The sequence below is a fragment of the Thiocystis violascens DSM 198 genome (assembly GCF_000227745.2).
GTDB lineage: Bacteria > Pseudomonadota > Gammaproteobacteria > Chromatiales > Chromatiaceae > Chromatium > Chromatium violascens.
Genome location: NC_018012.1, coordinates 85,491 through 103,294 on the forward strand (window position 1 = coordinate 85,491; position 17,804 = coordinate 103,294).

General features: G+C 61.2%; 20 protein-coding genes and 1 tRNA gene. 9 read left to right on the forward strand and 12 right to left on the reverse strand.

Annotation, left to right across the window (positions count from 1 at the left end; genetic code table 11):
• Positions 1-316 precede the first annotated feature (316 nt).
• The gene (locus THIVI_RS24350; RefSeq protein ID WP_157174324.1) at positions 317-691 is read left to right on the forward strand and encodes a hypothetical protein; all 375 of its coding nucleotides are present in this window, start codon (positions 317-319) and stop codon (positions 689-691) included.
• 82 nt (positions 692-773) lie between these two features.
• Here the strand turns inward: THIVI_RS24350 and THIVI_RS22400 are convergent, their stop codons facing one another.
• The gene (locus THIVI_RS22400; protein WP_014776674.1) at positions 774-2,180 is read right to left on the reverse strand and encodes an IS701 family transposase; all 1,407 of its coding nucleotides are present in this window, start codon (positions 2,178-2,180) and stop codon (positions 774-776) included.
• A gap of 236 nt (positions 2,181-2,416) precedes the next feature.
• Here THIVI_RS22400 and THIVI_RS00400 point away from each other — a divergent pair, with 236 nt between their 5' ends.
• The 3 genes from THIVI_RS00400 to THIVI_RS00405 are packed head-to-tail and all read left to right on the forward strand — an operon-like array spanning position 2,417 to position 3,050.
• Positions 2,417-2,623 (forward strand): hypothetical protein, encoded by a 207-nt coding sequence (locus THIVI_RS00400; protein ID WP_014776675.1) that lies wholly within the window; start codon positions 2,417-2,419, stop codon positions 2,621-2,623.
• On the forward strand, positions 2,623-2,763 hold the full coding sequence (locus THIVI_RS24195; RefSeq protein WP_157174325.1) for a DUF4160 domain-containing protein: 141 nt from the start codon (positions 2,623-2,625) through the stop codon (positions 2,761-2,763). Before THIVI_RS00400 ends, THIVI_RS24195 begins: the two co-directional genes overlap by 1 nt.
• On the forward strand, positions 2,760-3,050 hold the full coding sequence (locus tag THIVI_RS00405) for a DUF2442 domain-containing protein (protein ID WP_014776676.1): 291 nt from the start codon (positions 2,760-2,762) through the stop codon (positions 3,048-3,050). The genes THIVI_RS24195 and THIVI_RS00405 overlap by 4 nt, the downstream gene beginning before the upstream one ends.
• Positions 3,051-3,099: 49 nt before the next feature.
• Here the strand turns inward: THIVI_RS00405 and kdpC are convergent, their stop codons facing one another.
• The 9 genes from kdpC to THIVI_RS00450 all read right to left on the reverse strand — a co-directional run bounded on the left by kdpC (position 3,100) and on the right by THIVI_RS00450 (position 11,875).
• The gene (gene kdpC, locus THIVI_RS00410) at positions 3,100-3,699 is read right to left on the reverse strand and encodes a potassium-transporting ATPase subunit KdpC (protein ID WP_014776677.1); all 600 of its coding nucleotides are present in this window, start codon (positions 3,697-3,699) and stop codon (positions 3,100-3,102) included.
• A 12-nt stretch (positions 3,700-3,711) separates the two neighbouring features.
• Positions 3,712-5,778 carry a potassium-transporting ATPase subunit KdpB gene (gene kdpB / locus THIVI_RS00415; RefSeq protein ID WP_014776678.1) on the reverse strand — a complete coding sequence of 689 codons (2,067 nt, stop codon included), beginning with the start codon at positions 5,776-5,778 and terminating at the stop codon, positions 3,712-3,714.
• Between the two features lie 15 nt (positions 5,779-5,793).
• Positions 5,794-7,518: a potassium-transporting ATPase subunit KdpA gene (gene kdpA, locus THIVI_RS00420; RefSeq protein ID WP_014776679.1), complete on the reverse strand. Its 1,725-nt coding sequence runs from the start codon at positions 7,516-7,518 to the stop codon at positions 5,794-5,796.
• Entirely contained in the window at positions 7,515-7,607 is a 93-nt protein-coding gene (gene kdpF / locus THIVI_RS00425; RefSeq protein WP_014776680.1) for a K(+)-transporting ATPase subunit F, read from the reverse strand. Before kdpF ends, kdpA begins: the two co-directional genes overlap by 4 nt.
• Before the next feature lie 269 nt (positions 7,608-7,876).
• Complete coding sequence (locus THIVI_RS00430) at positions 7,877-8,302, reverse strand: universal stress protein (protein ID WP_014776681.1); 426 nt, start codon at positions 8,300-8,302, stop codon at positions 7,877-7,879.
• Positions 8,299-9,738 (reverse strand): citrate transporter, encoded by a 1,440-nt coding sequence (locus tag THIVI_RS00435; protein ID WP_014776682.1) that lies wholly within the window; start codon positions 9,736-9,738, stop codon positions 8,299-8,301. Before THIVI_RS00435 ends, THIVI_RS00430 begins: the two co-directional genes overlap by 4 nt.
• A 224-nt stretch (positions 9,739-9,962) precedes the next feature.
• Positions 9,963-10,286, reverse strand: coding sequence for a Sec-independent protein translocase protein TatB (gene tatB, locus THIVI_RS00440; protein ID WP_014776683.1), 324 nt, complete (start codon positions 10,284-10,286; stop codon positions 9,963-9,965).
• Between the two features lie 30 nt (positions 10,287-10,316).
• Positions 10,317-10,568 carry a twin-arginine translocase TatA/TatE family subunit gene (tatA, locus tag THIVI_RS00445; RefSeq protein WP_014776684.1) on the reverse strand — a complete coding sequence of 84 codons (252 nt, stop codon included), beginning with the start codon at positions 10,566-10,568 and terminating at the stop codon, positions 10,317-10,319.
• Positions 10,569-10,780: 212 nt separating this feature from the next.
• Positions 10,781-11,875 carry a calcium/sodium antiporter gene (locus THIVI_RS00450; RefSeq protein ID WP_014776685.1) on the reverse strand — a complete coding sequence of 365 codons (1,095 nt, stop codon included), beginning with the start codon at positions 11,873-11,875 and terminating at the stop codon, positions 10,781-10,783.
• 191 nt (positions 11,876-12,066) lie between these two features.
• On the opposite strand from THIVI_RS00450, the gene THIVI_RS00455 reads away from it, so the two are divergent.
• Positions 12,067-12,531, forward strand: a complete 465-nt coding sequence (locus THIVI_RS00455) for a c-type cytochrome (protein WP_014776686.1) — start codon at positions 12,067-12,069, stop codon at positions 12,529-12,531.
• 143 nt (positions 12,532-12,674) lie between these two features.
• Here THIVI_RS00455 and THIVI_RS00460 read toward each other — a convergent pair whose 3' ends face one another.
• Positions 12,675-13,370 (reverse strand): cytochrome b/b6 domain-containing protein, encoded by a 696-nt coding sequence (locus THIVI_RS00460; RefSeq protein ID WP_014776687.1) that lies wholly within the window; start codon positions 13,368-13,370, stop codon positions 12,675-12,677.
• A 116-nt stretch (positions 13,371-13,486) separates the two neighbouring features.
• Here THIVI_RS00460 and queC point away from each other — a divergent pair, with 116 nt between their 5' ends.
• The 3 genes from queC to queE are packed head-to-tail and all read left to right on the forward strand — an operon-like array spanning position 13,487 to position 15,951.
• A complete protein-coding gene (queC, locus tag THIVI_RS00465) occupies positions 13,487-14,188 on the forward strand; it encodes a 7-cyano-7-deazaguanine synthase QueC (RefSeq protein ID WP_014776688.1) in 702 nt (233 codons plus the stop codon).
• Positions 14,189-14,218: 30 nt separating this feature from the next.
• A complete protein-coding gene (locus THIVI_RS00470) occupies positions 14,219-15,313 on the forward strand; it encodes a 6-carboxytetrahydropterin synthase (RefSeq protein WP_014776689.1) in 1,095 nt (364 codons plus the stop codon).
• A complete protein-coding gene (queE, locus tag THIVI_RS00475) occupies positions 15,310-15,951 on the forward strand; it encodes a 7-carboxy-7-deazaguanine synthase (RefSeq protein ID WP_041446746.1) in 642 nt (213 codons plus the stop codon). Before THIVI_RS00470 ends, queE begins: the two co-directional genes overlap by 4 nt.
• A 69-nt stretch (positions 15,952-16,020) precedes the next feature.
• On the opposite strand, the gene THIVI_RS00480 is transcribed toward queE, so the two are convergent.
• Positions 16,021-16,095, reverse strand: a tRNA-Glu gene (locus THIVI_RS00480).
• A 183-nt stretch (positions 16,096-16,278) separates the two neighbouring features.
• On the opposite strand from THIVI_RS00480, the gene pcnB reads away from it, so the two are divergent.
• Positions 16,279-17,607: a polynucleotide adenylyltransferase PcnB gene (gene pcnB / locus THIVI_RS00485; protein WP_014776691.1), complete on the forward strand. Its 1,329-nt coding sequence runs from the start codon at positions 16,279-16,281 to the stop codon at positions 17,605-17,607.
• Positions 17,608-17,804 lie beyond the last annotated feature (197 nt).

The window sequence follows — 17,804 nt, forward strand, 5'->3', positions numbered from 1 at the left end:
GGGTTCCTCTTGGGCTTGAGCGCAAAGCCAGGGGGATGGTTTGAATGATGAGGGTTGGGCGTTGTATTTCGCTTTGTATTTCAGTTGGTTGACGGCGTTCGGTATCGGGCGAGACAATAAGCCGAGTCAGGCGGGAGAGTGATGTCTGGCTTCTGATCGGGGTTTGTTCGGAGAGAGAACCGATTCTGCCTAGTGCTTAAAGTTATGTCCCTCAGCGCTATCGTAAGTCAACAAGTTCTAGTAACCGAAAAATTACTAGTCATTTTCGGTTTCTTCTGATATTGTGCTCTCACATTCACACAATCGGAGCAACCACATGTCAGAAGAACATCCTCTTGTAATTCAATCCAAGGTAAATATTGCCAATACTCTCCGCGCTCTTGCTACCGGCATTGAGCAGGGCACAGTCAGAAACTATGAAATTAATCAGTCAAGCAATGGAAGCATAACAGTTAAGGCTGATTCTAGTGATGGGAAAGCCCGAGTAATTCAAACCCAAACACAAATGGAAGGCTACACACACACTTCTACCCAGCATATCGAAAAGCAGAAGCCTGAAGCTCGTAGAAAAACAGTTAAGAAAATGATTAACCAAGGCTTAACTCAAACAGAAATCGCCGAGAAGACTCTGTACTCTCAAAAAACCATATCAAATGACGTTAAAAAACTTAGAGAAGATGGCGAGCTTTAATCATGACAAAGTGTTGCACGGGAGAAAAGGAGGGTAGATTTATTTTTAGTTCTACTTTGTTACTTTAATTCAAACGCATTGACTATCCCGTCGCGGTCAGCTTGTAATAACGCTCGATATCCTTGCGCCTTTGCTCATGCCTGACCCGCATTTGCTGGATTCTTTTTTCGACCGCATCCGGATCGTTGAGTAGTAAAGCGATGATGAGAAGCCGAAGATCACGGCAACTCACCAATGGATAATCGGTTTTGTGCAAAAGACGCTCTTTAACAATAAAGGACAGCGACAACATCACCAGCGCCATATGGTGGTGCCAGGCATTCCATTTTCTGACTTGATAATCTGACATTCCTAATTCGCTTTTGGCTTCTTGAAATGCCCGTTCAACCCAATAGCGCTGTGCTTGCATGTAAGCCAGCCTTTCGATCGGGGTGCTCCGATAATCGACATTACTGAGTGAGTATTTGATCTTGTTGTCCGCGTGATTTCGGCTGATGACCAATACCCGCTCGGTCACGCGCTCCGACTTGCCATCCCAAACCCACACGGGAGCGGTATGAACGGACAGCGTGATCGGCCCTTTGGCCCCATTGCGAACGGCCATCGTGCGCCATTGGAAAGGATAAAGATGGTCGGCATACCATCTCACTTGCGTGGGGTCGCGATCAGCTTGAAGTTTGGTTGGCTTTCGTCCTCGCCCAGCGGATTCCGGAACCGATAGAATGGGTTTGAGGGGATAGATCATCTGATCGCAATGAACATCAAGCAGAAAATTTAACCCTATGTTATCTAAAGAAACACCAAGCTCTAACCCGTGTCCGTACAGGCCATCACCGCCCACCCAACCAATGTCTACGCCCGCCGCCAGATCGGATTGAATCATCTCCAGTGCGAGTTCGATCTTCGTTTTAAACTGACGTGCCTCTTCAGGAATACCCGCTTGGTCACATCGCTTTAAATCAGCGGTCCAGGACGTTGGAAGGAACAACCGCTCATTAATTAACGTGCTCTGTGATTCCCAAACTAAGCTGGCATAAACGCCCACCTGGCAATTCTCAACCTTACCAATGACACCGGCATATTGCCGCGCGACGCCAACGGAATACTTGCCTTTCTTGAGATGCGCTGACTCATCAATGATGTAGCCGACATCCCGACCGCGATAATTCGGCTGATTCGCATACAGACTTGAGGTGTCTTGGGCGATCGCACCGATGAGGTTTCCCGCCGACCACGGTGAATCTGTGATGAACTGTTGGATCCGTTGATAACCATCACCACCGGACACATCAATTTCTTCGTTGATGCGTTCGAGATTCCGTTTTCCGGCTTCAGTTTTGAGAAGACCCATGATGTAAGCTCGACTCAGTTCATGACCATCAGCTGTTTCGTTTTGAAAAAATTCGTGATAATCCTCCAGATGAGCGGAGAGGTTACCAACCATGTTTTTTAACATCGCATCGGTTTCGCTACCAATCGCGTTAGCCATGATCTGCCATTTCCAAATAAAATTTTCCCTGAAAATAATATTTGAAAATCATAAGCTTATGTCAAGCTAACAAAGTAGAATTAGGCCGACCCGAAGATGAAAATCGCTTGAGGGCGGTAGATTGGGGTGAACGAGAGTGAACCCCAACATCACAACATCAGAACCGCCTAATAATCAGTTAAAGCAACGCTACACTCAGCGCGAATCAAGGCTTGAGAGAGCCATTTGGAGCTGACATGAAGACCGTGACTCTTGAAATCGACGAGCGCACTTATCTGATCGCGTTTCTCAAGCATTTACCTTCCGATCGCTACGTACTGTTTGAGGATGAGGAACCCTTATCCGAAGCAGAGCGTGAGAACACCAAGCGAATTCGAGCACGACTTCACGCTGGCGATGATAGCGAATTCGAAGACTGGACGAATGTGCGCAACGATTTCTGATGGCACGCTACCCACTGAAACCTCACAAAGACAAGATGGTCGTCGCCTGGATCGCAATTCACGAAGATGAGCTAATCGCCGATTGGGAACTTGCTGTCAACGGTAAAAAGCCTTTTCCGATCAGAGGACTCGATCAATGAGAATCGCTGAAGTCATACCTTTGGAAAATCATATTCTTCTCGTCGCGTCTGAAGACGGCGCTATGGGTCTCTTTGATATCAAGCCTTATCTGTCAGGGGAGGTCTTCGCGGCCCTCCAGGATCATGATGAATTCACGGCTGTTCACAACGGAGGCTATTTTCTTGAGTGGGCATGCGGTGCCGATCTTTCCGCCGATACCATCGAGGCGCATTTGATGCCAGCGCCACCAGAGATCGTCCAGCAATTTGCTCGGCGCCGACATCCTGTCGCACACTCGGCCAGTTAGCGTACTTTCCCGTGCTTCTCAAGCATCGCTTAACAAGTGGTTAAAGCCACTACTCCGCACCACCCTGACGTAATGACAGCCCCTCGGTATCAAGCGCCAGATTGAGCGCGAAGACGTTGACCCTCGGCTCCCCCAAGAATCCGAACTGCCGACCTTCCGTGTTCCTGGCGACGAGTATGGCAACCCGTTCGACCTCCATCCGCCGCGCGCGGGCGACACGCCCCACCTGATAGGCCGCAGCGGCCGGGCTGATGTGCGGATCGAGCCCGCTGCCGGAGGCCGTCACCAGATCGCCCGGAATCGGCCGCTGGTTGTCCGGGTCCGCCGCCTGGAGTGCGGCGATGCGTTCCTTCACGGCCTCCACCAGCGCCGGATTCAGCGGTCCCAGATTGGAGCCGCCCGAGGCCGCGCCGTTGTAGGGCTGACCCGAGGTGGCGGAAGGCCGGCCCCAGAAATACTTGGGATCGGTGAATGACTGGCCGATCAGGGCCGAGCCGACCGGTTTGCCGTCGCGGACGATCAGGCTGCCAGATGCGGCGGCGGGGAACAGCACCTGGGCAATGCCCGTCACCGCGAGCGGATAGAGAACGCCGGTCAGGGCGGTCAGCAGCAGAAAAAGGCTCACGGCGGGGCGGATGAGTGCGGTCATGATGGTGTCCTCTCAGGCAAGTCCGGTGGCGGCGATGGTCAGGTCGATCAGCTTGATGCCGATGAAGGGCGCGATCAGACCGCCCAGACCATAGATCGCCAGATTGCGGCGCAGCAGCACGGCGGCGCCCATCGGCTGGTAGGTCACGCCCTTCAGCGCCAGCGGGATCAGGACGATGATGATGAGCGCGTTGAAGATGACCGCCGAGAGGATCGCCGAGGTCGGGCTGGCGAGCCCCATGACGTTGAGCGCGCCCAGTTGCGGGTAAGTGGTCACGAAGGCCGCCGGGATGATGGCGAAATATTTGGCGATGTCGTTCGAGACGCTGAAGGTGGTCAATGCGCCGCGCGTCATCAGCATCTGCTTGCCGGTCTCGACGACCTCGATCAGCTTGGTCGGATTGGAATCGAGATCGACCATGTTGCCGGCCTCCTTCGCGGCCTGAGTCCCCGTGTTCATGGCGACCGCGACATCGGCCTGAGCGAGCGCCGGGGCGTCGTTGGTGCCGTCGCCGGTCATGGCGACCAGCCGGCCCTCGGCCTGATGCTGGCGGATCAGGGCCAGCTTGGCCTCCGGCGTGGCCTCGGCGAGGAAGTCATCGACCCCCGCCTCGGCGGCGATGGCGGCGGCGGTGAGCGGGTTATCGCCGGTGATCATGATGGTGCGGATGCCCATGCGGCGCAGCTCGGCGAAACGTTCCTTGATCCCGCCCTTGACGATGTCCTTCAGCTCGACGACACCCAGCACGCGGCTGCCGTCCGCGACCACCAGCGGCGTGCTGCCACGGCGGGCGACCTCCTCGACGGCGCGGAGCACCCCCGGCGGAAAACGTCCGCCGAGCGTCTCGATGTGCGCGCGGATGGCATCGACGGCGCCCTTGCGGATCTGACTGCCCGGCAGATCGACCCCGCTCATGCGGGTGTGGGCGGAGAAGTGGATGAACTGCGCGTTCAGCGCCTGGATGTCGCGCTCGCGCAGGCCGAATCGCTGTTTCGCCAGCACCATGATGCTGCGGCCCTCCGGCGTCTCATCGGCGAGCGAGGCCAGTTGGGCCGCGCTTGCCAGATCCCGCTCGGGCACGCCCTCGGCGGGCAGGAAGGCGGCGGCCTGACGATTGCCCAGGGTGATGGTGCCGGTCTTGTCCAGCAGCAGCACATCGACATCACCAGCGGCCTCGACCGCGCGCCCGGAGGTGGCGATGACATTGGCCTGCATCATCCGGCTCATGCCGGCCACGCCGATGGCCGAGAGCAGACCGGCAATCGTCGTCGGGATCAGACAGACCAGGAGTGCGATGAGTGTCGTCAGGGCTACCGGCGTGCCCGCCCCGGCGGCCTGAACGCCGAAGATCGAAAAGGGCAGCAGGGTCACCGTGACCACCAGGAAGATGATGGTGAGCGCGACCAGCAGGATGGTCAGCGCGATCTCGTTCGGGGTCTTCCTGCGCCTGGCGTTCTCGACCATCGCGATCATGCGATCAACGAAGGTCTCACCGGGATTGACCGTCACCCGCACCAGCAGCCAGTCGGACAGCACGCGCGTCCCGCCCGTCACCGCCGAGAAATCGCCCCCGGCCTCGCGAATGACCGGCGCGGACTCGCCCGTGATCGCGGACTCATCGACCGAGGCGACGCCTTCGATGACCTCGCCGTCGGCGGGGATGGTGTCGTTCGCCTGTACCAGCACCAGATCACCCTTGCGCAGTTCGGTGGCGGGGACCGACGACCAGTCGGCGTTCGCGTCGGCTGACTTGAGCTTTTTGGCCATTGTCTCGCGCTTCAAGCCGCGCAGCGAGGCGGCCTGCGCCTTGCTGCGACCTTCGGCCAGCGCCTCGGCGAAGTTGGCGAAGAGCACCGTGAACCACAGCCAGAGGGTGACGGCGAGGATGTATCCGGCCGGGGCCTCGCCGGTCCCGGTGAGCGCCTGCACCCAAAGCGCGGTGGTCAGGAGGCAGCCGGCATAGACCACGAACATCACCGGATTGCGCCACTGCGCCGCCGGGTTCAGCTTGCGGAAGGCATCGAGAACGGCCGGCCACAGCAGGGCCGGATCGAACATGGATAGTGTCTTACGGGCCACGTGTCTCTCCTTAAATCAATGCGCCGACTGGAGCATGAGTTGCTCGACCACCGGCCCGAGTGCAAGCGCCGGGACATAGTTGAGTGCGCCGACCAGCACCACGGTGCCGATCAGCAGCATCACGAACAGCGGACCATGGGTCGGCATGGTGCCGGCATTGGCGGCGATGCGCTTCTTGGCCGCGAGGTTCCCGGCCAGCGCCAGAACCGACACGATCACAATGAAACGTCCGAACCACATGGCGATGCCCAGCAGGACGTTGTAGAAGGGCGTGTTGGCCGAGAGTCCGGCGAAGGCGCTGCCGTTATTGTTGGCCGCCGAGGTGAAGGCGTAGAGGATCTCCGCGAAGCCATGTGCGCCGGGATTGGCGACCCCGGCCACCCCGGCGGGCAGCGTCACGGCCAGCGCGGTGCCGGTCAGGACCAGCAGCGGCGTCACCAGGATGGCGAGCGAGACCATCTTGATGTCGTGGGCCTCGATCTTCTTGCCCAGATATTCCGGGGTGCGCCCGATCATGAGTCCGGCCAGAAACACGGCCATGACCGCGAACACCAGCATGCCATAGAGCCCGGTGCCAACGCCGCCGAAGACGACCTCGCCGAGCATCATGTTCCAGAGGGTCACGAAGCCGCCCAGTGGCATGAATGAATCATGCATGGCATTGACCGCCCCGCAGGAGGCGAGCGTGGTAATGGTCGCAAAGAGGCCCGATTCGGCGCTGCCGAAGCGCGTCTCCTTGCCTTCCAGATTGCCCGCCGAGCCGTCGATACCCAGGCTGGTCAACAGTGGGTTGGACTGCTGCTCGACGCTCATCGCCACCACCGCCATGACGACGAAGAGCACCGTCATGGCCGCCAGCACCGCCCAGCCCTGACGGACATCGCCGACGATCCGCCCAAAGGTAAGACAGAGCGCCGCCGGGATCAGGAAGATCGAGAGCATCTGGATGATATTGGTCAGGGGCGTCGGGTTCTCGTAGGGGTGCGCCGAGTTGGCGTTGAAGAAGCCGCCACCGTTGGTGCCGAGCATCTTGATCGCCTCCTGCGAGGCGACTGGACCCGTCGGCAGGGTCTGTGTTTGTGGCGCCGCCGTGGCGGGACCGGACTCCAGCGTCGTCACCTCCTGGTAGCCGTCGAGCGTCTGAATCGTCCCCTGACTGACCAGAAAGACGGCGTAGACCAGCGCGATCGGCAGCAGCAGATAGAGTGTGACGCGGGTCAGATCGACCCAGGCATTGCCGATGGTGCTGGCCGAATGCCGGGCGAAACCGCGCATCAGGGCCACGGCGACCGCGATGCCGGTGGCGGCCGAGAGGAAGTTCTGCACCGCGAGACCCAGCATCTGGGTGAGATGGCCCATGGTCGATTCGCCCGCATAGCCCTGCCAGTTGGTATTGGTGGCGAAGCTGATGGCGGTGTTGAAGGCCGAATCCGGGCTGACGTTGGCGAGTTGCTGGGGATTGAGCGGCAGCCAGACTTGCAGCCGTTGCAGGGCATAGACGGCCAGCGCACCGAGCAGGTTGAACAGCAGGATGGCCAGCGCGTAGTGCAGCCAACCCATTTCCTTGTTCTGGCGCACCCCGCACAGGCGATACAGCAGCGATTCGAGACCGCCGCCGAGCCGCAGCGCCAGGATCGGGCGCCCCTCCATCACCGCCGCGATGTAGCTGCCCAGCGGCTTGGCCGCGAGCAGGAGCACGAGCAGGTAAAGCCCAAGAAGCATCCAGGCATGCGGCGTCATGCGAAATCTTCCGGCCTGAGCAGGGCGGCGATCAAGTAGACGAGCAGCGCCACCGCGACGACGGCGCTAACGATGTGCAACCAGCTCATCGGGCACCTCCCCATCTGGCGCAACCGTGGGCGAACCCAACCGCCAGAGCGAAGAGCGCGACGATGCCAGCAAGATAGACGAGATCCACGGTTCACCTCCGTCACGGGCATGGACTGCCTTTATGCTAGGAGAGCCGGTATCAAAATGTTGAAAAAAACAGGGCAGGCGATATAAAAATCGCGACAAAGCAGGACGAGCAACCTGTCGGACCCAGGCCAAGCGGTTGTTTACGGCCCGACCCGGCGGCGCCGGGCAAGGCCGTTCCCGTCTACCGGACCAGTGTCACCGGAATCTTCACCAGATGGATCACCTTGGTCGCGACCGATCCCATCAGGAGATTCCCGAGTCCTCCCCGGCCATGCGTCCCCATGACGATGGCGTCGCAGCCCTGCTCGGTGGCGAAGGTCGCGATGGTCTGCGCGACCGGGCCAATCAGCACCTGGGCGGTGTAGGGGAGTCCCGCCTCGTCGAGCAAGGCGCGCGCGGACTGCAGGTCGCTTTCGCCCTCGCCCTGCTGGGTCTGCGCGATTTCTTCCTCGGTCAGGAAGCGGCGCACTTCCCATGCCTCGATCGGAGGACGCACATTGAGAAGATAAATTTCCGCTGGCGCCTTGCAGCGAGCGAGTTGAATCAGGTGGCGGACGGCACGTTCCGCCGATTCCGAACCATCGACCGGTGCCAGAAACTTGATCATTGCGCTGTCTCCCGATCCGCGTGCGTTGGATTATCGAGCTGGGGTACGGGTTGTTCGCTGTGCGCGGTGTTCGCGACGGGGGCCGCCGCCAGCGACGCCTCATGCGGTTGCCAGCCAAGGGTGAACATGAGGGCGGCGAAGCCAATCACATAGGCCACCGCCACATGCCAGCCGTGACGCAGCCAGGAGCCGACCGATTTGGCCTGTGGGTACATATTCGAGAGCGCCACGCCGGCCGAACTGCCAAACCAGATCATGGAGCCGCCGAAACCGACCGCGTAGGCCAGCATCCCCCAATCGAATCCGCCCTGCTGGATGGCCAGCGCGGTGAGCGGGATGTTGTCGAAGACGGCGGAGACGAAGCCGAGGGTGAAGGCGGAATACCAGGAGGCCTCCGGCAACTTCTCCACGGGCATCATCGAGGCGCAGACGACCAGCGTCAACAAGAAGAGACTGCCCTTGAATGCCTCCGGCAGCAAGCTCCACTCGGGTTTGCGAACGCGCACCACGAGCAGGATGGCGACCCAGACCGCGGCGCCAAGAAAGGGGAAGCTGTCCGCCAGTTCCTTGAAGCCGGAATTCACGACGATGTTGGTGGAGACGGCGGCGATGAGAATCCAGGCGACGATGGCGAGGCGCGTCCAGTCGATCTGGGCTCCCGCCGGGGCATCGCGGACGATCGGTGAGAAGCGATGTTGCTGGAGCGCGGCGGGGATGCCAAAAATCACCAGGGCCACGCCCGCAGCGACATAAGCGTGGAAGACCTCTGGCGGTGCAATGCCGGAAATCCACATCATGGTTGTCGTGGTATCGCCAACCACGCTCCCCGAGCCGCCGGCATTGGAGGCCGCGACGATGGCCGCGAGATAGCCGATATGCACCCGCCGCCGGAAGACGGTAAAGGCGATGGTGCCGCCGATCAGGGCTGCGGCGATGTTGTCGAGGAAACTCGACAGCACGAAAATCGCGGCCAGCAACGCCAAGCCGCCGAGCCAGCCATCCGGCAGATAGCGGGGCAGAATCTGGGGCACTCCGCTGTCCTCGAAATGCCGAGCCAGCAGCGCGAAACCGAGCAGAAGCCCGAGCAGGTTGGTCAGGATGACCCATTCATGCCCCATGTGACCCGCCAGACCCGCAAGGCCAGCGCCCGCGTGAAAACCCGTGAAGACGAGTTTGTAGGTCGTGATCGCGGCAAGCCCGGTTAGGGCGACGGTGAGTGTGTGGTGATGAAGGAAGGCGACCCCAAGCAGGGTGAGTGCGAAGAGGATGAATTCGATCGGGATACCGAAGAGCGCGATCTCCTGTGTCGTCGCGGCACTGGCCGCGACCGGCGCCAGCAGGACGGTCAGGATCAGGGCGATCGTCACGGGCCGGGGCATGCGCCGGGAGAACGAGGATTGGTGGACGCGGGATGTCCAGGCGGATAGGGGATTCAATCGAGCAACCTCTTTAACGGCATGAATTGTTGTCAATAGGTTTCCCCGCAGTGGTGAGCGGACCATCCTTGAGTGGATCGTCTTGCACCGCCAGGGTGCTTCCAGGTGCGGGAGTTGCGGAGTGCGAAGCGGTTTAGGTGACTTCCGGGAAAGCGTCTGCCCATGCTCCGTTCGCCTTTGGTCGCGCGCTTGTCACGCAGTCGAAACGGACAATCGTCGCTGCCTTAGCCGCGCGAATGTTGATCGGGCGTGGCCGAGGGATCGGCGGAAGCCGGCGCGGCTGGGGTAGGCGATGGCGAAGGAGGTTTGGACGAATCCTCCAGAATGGTCTCCAGCGGATTGGCAGCGGCCTGCTGCTTGAGGATTTCAGCGAGTTCCCCCGCCTTCATTTCACGGTCGATCTCCTGCTTGACCGCGACCAGGCTGCGCCGCGCGCGCGCGAGCCACATGCCGGCGACGCGGGCGACCTTCGGCAGCCGCTCCGGGCCGACGACGAGGAGCGCGACGACCGCGACCAGAATCAGTTCCGAGAAGCCAACATCGAACATGATGAGTCAACCTGCTCTGTCGATCGCGGGTCAGGTGCGATTCTTGTCCGTGTCCTGATTGGTTTTCGACGTTGAAACCTGCGCACTGGCGACCTGTCCGCTGGTCGGTTGTTCATCGTCGACCTTGTCATCCTTGTCCGCGTTCGACATCGATTCGCGGAAGCTCCGGATCGCGCCACCGAGATCGGAACCGACATTTTTCAATCGCTTGGTGCCAAACAGCAACAGAACGATGACCAGGATAATTAGGAGCTGCCAGATACTGATACCACCGAGTCCCATGGGATTCTCCGTCTCGCCACCATCGTGGATGATTTGTTGTCAGGGGGGACTGGCGCGGAAGAATGGTCCGCGTCAGCCGTTCGGGATTGCCGGTCAGGCCAACCCGTGACAGGCCGCCTGATGAGTCGTCGAATCATAACCGAACCGACTGCCGCTCGGAAGCGGTGTCCCGATGTTTGGTGTGGCCGACAGGCTGCCTCCGCGCGGCCCGCTCAGGTATTGCCCGGACGGCGCGATCCCTGCCAATGGCGGTAGCTCAGGACGGCGAGCGTGACGAAGGTGAGCGGGAGGACGAAGCCGATCATCACTGTACCGAACAGCGCCTGGGCGCCATGGTCGGTGGCGTGCAGGAACAGCCAGGCTGTATAGGCCACGTAATAGGCCAGAAACAGCAAGCCCTCCCAGCGCGCGATCACATAGCCGGTGAAAAAGATCGGCAGACAGGCGACTGCCACGGCAATCATAATCGGCAGATCGAAGCTCAGCATGCCCGTCGAGACCGGCAGCGCCGTCGGCGCGACCAAGGCGGAAATGCCGAGGACGCATAACAGATTGAAGATGTTGCTGCCGACCGCGTTGCCCACCGCGATATCGCGTTGGCCCCGCAGCGCCGCCAGGACCGAGGTGGCGACCTCGGGTAGAGAGGTGCCGGCGGCGACGATGGTCAGTCCGATGACAAGCTCGCTGACTCCCATCCAGGTCGCGAAGGCGATCGCGCCCTCCACCAGCCAGCGCGAGCCGAGCACCAGCAGGATCAGCCCGGCGGCGATCAGTCCGAGTTGCACAGCCCAATGCCGGTCCCAGGTCGAATCATCCGGCAGGTCCAGCGGTGAGGCGTTTGCATTCGCCAGATCGAACGACTGGGCGCGGCGGCTCTGCCGGATCAAAAACACGCAATAGACCGCCAGCAGGCCGGACAGCAGCGCGCCGTCCAGAAACGACAGTGCGCCATCCCACGCCAGGCCCCAGGTCAGCAGCGAGACGCCGATCATCAGCGGCACCTCTTGACGCACGAGCTGCCGATTGACGATCAGGGGGGTGATGAGCGCGGAGAGCCCAACGATAAAGAGGATATTGAAAATATTGCTGCCGATCACGTTGCCCAGCGCGATATCCGCCTGTCCGGACCAGGTGGACTGCACCGAGACCGCCAGTTCGGGCGAACTGGTGCCGAAGGCCACGACGGTCAGGCCCACCACCAGCGGGGAGATGCCGAAGGAGACGGCAAGGCGGGAGGCGCCACGCACCAGCAATTCGGCGCCGAGGATGAGGACAGCCAGGCCAAGCAGAAAGAAAAACAGGATCATCGAGCGGTTCCAGTGCGTCACGATGAGCGGATTCTAGCCGAGCTTGGGAGAAGGGTCAGCGAAACCGCGCTTGTCCGGAAATCGCCTAACTTGTGAGCAATGTCGTTAGCCCCAATGTAGGCAAGCGCTCTCGCGCTCCGTCGCGAGAGGGAAACTCTCACCGCGATATTTTTTCAACATGGAGATTGTCTATGAAACGAACGGTAGCCAGCACAACCTTCGGCATCCTTGCCGTCGCATTCGCCAGTGCCGCGTTCGCTGACCTCAAGCCCGAAGAACAGATCGAGTATCGCCAGGCCGGGTACAGCTTTATGAGCTGGAACATGGGCAAAATCAAGGCGAATTTGGAGGGCGACTTTAGTTCCGATCAGGTCTCGAAGGCCGCCAATGCCATTGCCGCGATCGCGAACTCGGGGATGGGCGCGCTCTATGGCCCCGGCACCGATCAAAATATCGGCGAGGTGAAGACTCGGGTGAAGCCAGAATTGTTCCAGAATGGGGAGGATGTCGGCCAACTGGCGCGCGAGTTCATGGACGCCGCCGACAACCTGGCCGAGATTGCCGCCGAAGGCGAAAAGAGCGAGGTGCAGGCGGCGTTTGCCGATCTCGGTAGTGCCTGCAAGGCCTGCCATAAGAAATATCGTGCCGACAACTGATCCGGCCTTAAACCGCATCCATTCCGAGAGGCGTCGTTGCGCGCGATCCGCTAGGCTGGCATGAACGGATTGCCGTCGGAGCGGATGCGGTCAGGCTGGTTTTGAAGACAGACCGCCTTCGTGGGCGGCCTTTTTATGACCGATCACCAGGCCGGTACGGTACTGGCTGGCAGAGGCGGAGGTGGCGTCAGCAGTCCGCCGTTTGCGATCCAGACGACCACAGCGGTCAGCGCCAAGGCCACGATAAAAGCCAACGGGCCGCCGCCGCCGGCCGACTTAACCGCTGGATCCGCGACAGGCTTACGGCCGGTCAGCATCGGTTTGATCAGGTTGTCCTGACGCACGAAGGTATAGAGCAGGACCGCGCAGACATGGAGCCCGACAAGTCCGCCGATGAACCAGATCGTTTGCCGATGAAGGCTGGTGATCCACTCGCTGGTCGCCGTCGACACCATGGCGTAAAGGGGGCCCTTGAAGGCAATGTCATCGTTGGCGACTAAGCCGCTCAGGGTCTGAAAGAGTAGGACGCCAAGCAGTGCCAGCACGGAGATGGCCCCCAGCGGATTATGCCCGATCCCATGCCACCGGCCACGCAGGTAGGCGAGTATCGTCCCGGGTCCGCGCACGAACTGACTGAAACGGGCATAGGTGGAACCGATCAGACCCCAGATCAGTCGGAAGGTCAGCAGGCCCAGAATGGCAAGTCCAAGACGGCCGTGCCACACCATCGGATTGCCGCCAGACAGCCCGGTGACGAAGGCCGCCGCCACCAGTACGAAGAGCAGCCAGTGAACGACGCGGGTCGGCAGATCCCACAGTCGGATAACATGTTTTTGCATCGATTTGCACCAATTGGATGGATTGAACGCGTCCAGCATTGGATGCGTGATGTGGCTATCGGCCGAGTTTCGGATGAACTACCTGTTGAATCAAGATGCGTGCAAGGGGTGAAGAGATGACAAATGCGGTGGTGCTGCTGAGCGGCGGGCTGGATTCGACGACGACGCTCGCCATTGCCCGGGCCGAGGGCTTTGTACCCTATGCACTGTCTTTCCGCTACGGTCAGCGCCATGCGATCGAACTCGATGCGGCCACGCGGGTTGCCAAGTCCATGGGCGTGGCCGAGCATGTGATCGCCGACATCGATCTGCGGCGCTTCGGCGGATCGGCCCTGACCGCCGACCTGGCTGTCCCGAAAGGGCGCGACCTGGCCGGGATGGGCGAGGGGATTCCGATCACCTATGTCCCCGCGCGCAATACCGTGTTTCTCTCCTTTGCGCTCGCCTGGGCCGAGGTGTTGGGCGCCAGCGATCTTTTTATCGGGGTGAATGCGCTCGATTATTCTGGCTATCCCGACTGTCGCCCCGAGTATATCGAAGCCTTCGAGCGCATGGCGAACCTGGCCACCGCCGCTGCGGTGGAAGGCCGTCAACGGCTCAAAATCCATGCGCCACTGATCGAACTCACCAAGGCCGGAATCATTCGCAAGGGGATCGAATTGGGCGTCGACTATGCCCTGACCAGCAGTTGTTACGATCCCGGCGAGGCTGGCCGGCCCTGCGGAGAGTGCGATTCCTGTCTGCTCCGTGCCAAGGGTTTTGCCGAGGCGGGGTTCGCCGATCCGCTGTTACGCCGCGTTCCGATTGATGAACGATGAGACGCCGTTTTTTCGCTTTGAGGTTGTCGCATGACCGAACGTCTTTTCCATGTTGCCGCCGCTCCCTTCGAGGCCGCGCGCCGGGTGGCGATCCTGCCGGAGGGACATCGCGCGCGTCGTCTGCACGGTCACGGTTTCCTGGCGCGCGTCCGCGCCGATCCGCCGTCCGACTGGGCCGCCTTTCCTGGTGCCGCGACCGGGATGCTGACCGCCGCGCTCCAGGCATGCGTCGGGGCGCTCGATTATCGCGATCTGAACGAATTCCTGCCAGTCCCGACCGACGAAAACCTCGCGCGCTGGGTGCGCGACCGCCTCGGCGTGCCGGGAGTCGCGTCGATCGGCATTCAAAGCACCCGCGATCAGGGCGCCGATCTGGATGGCGCGGATCACGCCCATGTCTGGCGCCGTTTCCGTTTCGAGGCCGCCCATCGCCTGCCGAACGTCCCGCCGGGGCATCAATGCGGGCGCATGCATGGTCATGGTTTCGAGGTCATCCTGCACGCCGATCAAGCGCTGGCGGGTCGGGACATGGGGAGCGACTTCGATCGGCTCGACACGCTCTGGGCGCCGCTCCAGGCCGAACTCCATCACGCCTGTCTGAATGACATTCCCGGTCTGGAAAATCCCACCAGCGAGCTGCTCGCGAGCTGGTTGTGGCAGCGTCTCAAGCCCGAGTTGCCGGCGCTGTCCTGGGTGACCGTTTACGAAACCGCGACCGCCGGCTGTCACTACGACGGCCGTCATTACCGTATCTGGAAGGAACAGCGTTTCGAGAGCGCGCTCCAGTTCCCCGCGGCCCCCGAAGGCGACTCGCGGCGCCGGCTGCACGGTCACAGCTATCTGCTGCGGCTGCATCTCACCGCGCCGCTGGACACCGTGCTTGGCTGGACGGTCGACTATGGCGATGTGAAGGCTCTATTCGCGCCCGTCTACCGGCAACTCGATCACCATCGGCTCGACGCATTGCCGCGTCTTGACGCCGCGGATCCCGGTCGTCTGGCACTTTGGATCCGCGAGGAGTGCGCGGCCGTGCTCCCCCAACTCGACCGCATCGACCTGCACGAGACGCCAGGATGCGGGGCCAGTCTCTGTTGGGGCGAACTGGGACCGGCATTGCCGACATGAGTTATCGGGTCAAGGAGATCTTTTACACCTTGCAAGGGGAGGGCGCCCAGACTGGCCGTCCGGCCGTCTTTTGCCGGTTCGCGGGCTGCAATCTCTGGTCCGGGCGCGAACCGGATCGCGAGCGGGCTGTCTGCAACTTCTGCGATACCGACTTTCGAGGCACCGATGGGGAGGGCGGCGGACGCTTTCGCGACGCCAGCGCACTGGCCGACCGGATTCGCGCGGCCTGGCTTGGCGATGATGACGCCGGAGTCAGACCCTATGTCGTCTGTACCGGCGGAGAGCCGCTGTTGCAGCTCGACGCCCCGCTGATCGCCGCCCTGCATGCGCGCGGTTGCGAGATCGCCGTCGAAACCAACGGAACCTGTCCCGCGCCGTTGGGGCTCGATTGGATCTGCGTCAGTCCCAAGGCCGGCGCCGAACTCCGGCTGATCGAGGGCGACGAACTCAAACTCGTCTATCCGCAGCCCGAGGCTCCGCCCGAGCGCTTCGAGGGGCTCGGCTTCCGGTATTTTTTCCTGCAGCCGATGGATGGTCCCCATCTCGCCGTCCATACCGCCCAGGCGATCGACTACTGCAAGGCCCAGCCGCGCTGGCGGTTGAGCGTGCAGACGCACAAGTTGCTTGGGATTCCCTGAGCCTGATCGAGGCTGTCGGGCGGACACGAAAAAGGGCTTGCGCGTGTGGCGCAAGCCCTTGATTTCGATTGGCGCTCCCTAGGGGGTTCGAACCCCTGTTGCCGACGTGAGAGGCCAGCGTCCTAACCGCTAGACGAAGGGAGCAGTAATTATGTCTGCGAGTGCAGCGAAGAATCGCATAATATACGCAGACGCTGCCGTTTCACAAGCGGCGGTTATTCTCGACCGGCCAACCGGTCATATTTACTCGCTGGGGAACACTGGGATCCATTCCCGCTCTCACGAATTGCCGCCCCGGCGCTTTAAGGAACCGCTTACACGAAGGTCATGCAGGAATCCGACCCCAACACGACGAACGTGACGAGACCGCTGATCGTGCCTCGTCCGGAACACAGCCTCTCCCGCGCGAACATTAGCGAGAACGCGCTCAAGGTGCTCTATCGGCTCCGGCAGGAGAATTTTCAGGCCCATCTGGTCGGCGGCGGCGTGCGCGATCTGCTTCTGGGCCACGAGCCCAAGGATTTCGATATCGCCACCGACGCCACCCCCGAACAGGTGCGTCAAGTCTTTCGTAACTGCCGCCTGATCGGGCGACGGTTCCGTTTGGCGCATGTCCATTTCGGGCGCGACATCATCGAGGTCGCGACCTTTCGCGGCTGCGGCGACGATGCCGATCCGCTGGATCGCCGACTCGAAAACGGCATGATCGTGCGCGACAACATTTATGGCTCCATCGCGGAGGATGCGCTACGGCGGGATTTCACCATCAACGCGCTCTACTACGATATCGCCGATTTTTCGCTACACGATTATGCCGATGGCCTGGCGGACCTGAAGGCCGGCCGGCTGCGTCTGATCGGCGATCCCGAGCAGCGCTATCGCGAGGATCCGGCGCGGATGCTGCGCGCCGTGCGCTTCGCCTGCAAGCTCGGCTTTGCCATCGAACCGGCCACCGAGCGGCCGCTGTACGAACTCGGCTCGCTGCTTGCCGACATCGCCGCCGCGCGTCTGTTCGACGAGCTCATCAAACTGTTTCACTCGGGCTACGGTCTCGACGTCTTCGAGAAACTGCGTCATTACGGGCTCTTCGGCCAGCTCTTCCCGGACACCGAAGCCTGTCTGGCGCGCGAGGATCACGACTTTCCGATCACCTTCGTCAGCCGCGGGTTGTCGAACACCGATCAGCGTATTCGGGAGGATAAACCGGTCACCCCCGCGTTTCTGTTCGCGATTCTGCTTTGGGAGCCGGTGCGCCAGCGGTCCGAGCAGTTACAGGCCGAGGGGATGCCCGCCGTCGAGGCGATTCTGCTGGCATCCAGCGCGGTCTGCCAGCGCCAACAATCGCTGGTTGCGATCCCCAAGCGCTTCTCGCTGCCCATGCGCGAAATCTGGGCGCTGCAGCCGCGTCTCGAACAGCGCGACGGCAAGCGGCCCTATCGGCTGATCGCCCACCCCCGTTTCCGGGCCGCCTACGATTTTCTGGTGGTGCGGGCCGCCGCGGGCGAGGCGGATGCCGAGCTGGCCGACTGGTGGACCCGTTTCCAGGATGCGAGCGGTCCGGAGCGGGCCAAGATGATCGAAGGCGGAGCCAAACGCCGCCGGCCGCGCCGGCGTCGCGGTAAGTCCGCCGCTTCCTCCACGGAAACAGCCGGTTGATTCCAGAGCGCAGGGGCGAATCCTCTCCGAAACATTCTGGTATTGCAGATCAATGGCGATTGACTACGTGAGAAGCTGACCGACTGGCATGTGGATATCGCCGCTCAGACTCGGTCTGCCACAAATGGCTCAAGGATCGCAAAGACCACACCCTGTCGGACGAGGATGTCGCGCACTATCGGAAGATCGTCGGCGCC

Coding starts and splice junctions, on each gene's coding strand:
- THIVI_RS00450 (WP_014776685.1), bottom strand. CDS start 11,875: ATGATCCTGTTTTTCTTTCTGCTTGGCCTGGCTGTCCTCATCCTCGGC.
- tatA (WP_014776684.1), bottom strand. CDS start 10,568: ATGGGACTCGGTGGTATCAGTATCTGGCAGCTCCTAATTATCCTGGTC.
- pcnB (WP_014776691.1), top strand. CDS start 16,279: ATGCAGGAATCCGACCCCAACACGACGAACGTGACGAGACCGCTGATC.
- THIVI_RS00430 (WP_014776681.1), bottom strand. CDS start 8,302: ATGATCAAGTTTCTGGCACCGGTCGATGGTTCGGAATCGGCGGAACGT.
- THIVI_RS00455 (WP_014776686.1), top strand. CDS start 12,067: ATGAAACGAACGGTAGCCAGCACAACCTTCGGCATCCTTGCCGTCGCA.
- tatB (WP_014776683.1), bottom strand. CDS start 10,286: ATGTTCGATGTTGGCTTCTCGGAACTGATTCTGGTCGCGGTCGTCGCG.
- kdpC (WP_014776677.1), bottom strand. CDS start 3,699: ATGACCGCACTCATCCGCCCCGCCGTGAGCCTTTTTCTGCTGCTGACC.
- THIVI_RS24350 (WP_157174324.1), top strand. CDS start 317: ATGTCAGAAGAACATCCTCTTGTAATTCAATCCAAGGTAAATATTGCC.
- THIVI_RS00460 (WP_014776687.1), bottom strand. CDS start 13,370: ATGCAAAAACATGTTATCCGACTGTGGGATCTGCCGACCCGCGTCGTT.
- queC (WP_014776688.1), top strand. CDS start 13,487: ATGACAAATGCGGTGGTGCTGCTGAGCGGCGGGCTGGATTCGACGACG.
- THIVI_RS00470 (WP_014776689.1), top strand. CDS start 14,219: ATGACCGAACGTCTTTTCCATGTTGCCGCCGCTCCCTTCGAGGCCGCG.
- kdpA (WP_014776679.1), bottom strand. CDS start 7,518: ATGACGCCGCATGCCTGGATGCTTCTTGGGCTTTACCTGCTCGTGCTC.
- THIVI_RS22400 (WP_014776674.1), bottom strand. CDS start 2,180: ATGGCTAACGCGATTGGTAGCGAAACCGATGCGATGTTAAAAAACATG.
- THIVI_RS00400 (WP_014776675.1), top strand. CDS start 2,417: ATGAAGACCGTGACTCTTGAAATCGACGAGCGCACTTATCTGATCGCG.
- THIVI_RS24195 (WP_157174325.1), top strand. CDS start 2,623: ATGGCACGCTACCCACTGAAACCTCACAAAGACAAGATGGTCGTCGCC.
- kdpF (WP_014776680.1), bottom strand. CDS start 7,607: ATGAGCTGGTTGCACATCGTTAGCGCCGTCGTCGCGGTGGCGCTGCTC.
- THIVI_RS00405 (WP_014776676.1), top strand. CDS start 2,760: ATGAGAATCGCTGAAGTCATACCTTTGGAAAATCATATTCTTCTCGTC.
- queE (WP_041446746.1), top strand. CDS start 15,310: ATGAGTTATCGGGTCAAGGAGATCTTTTACACCTTGCAAGGGGAGGGC.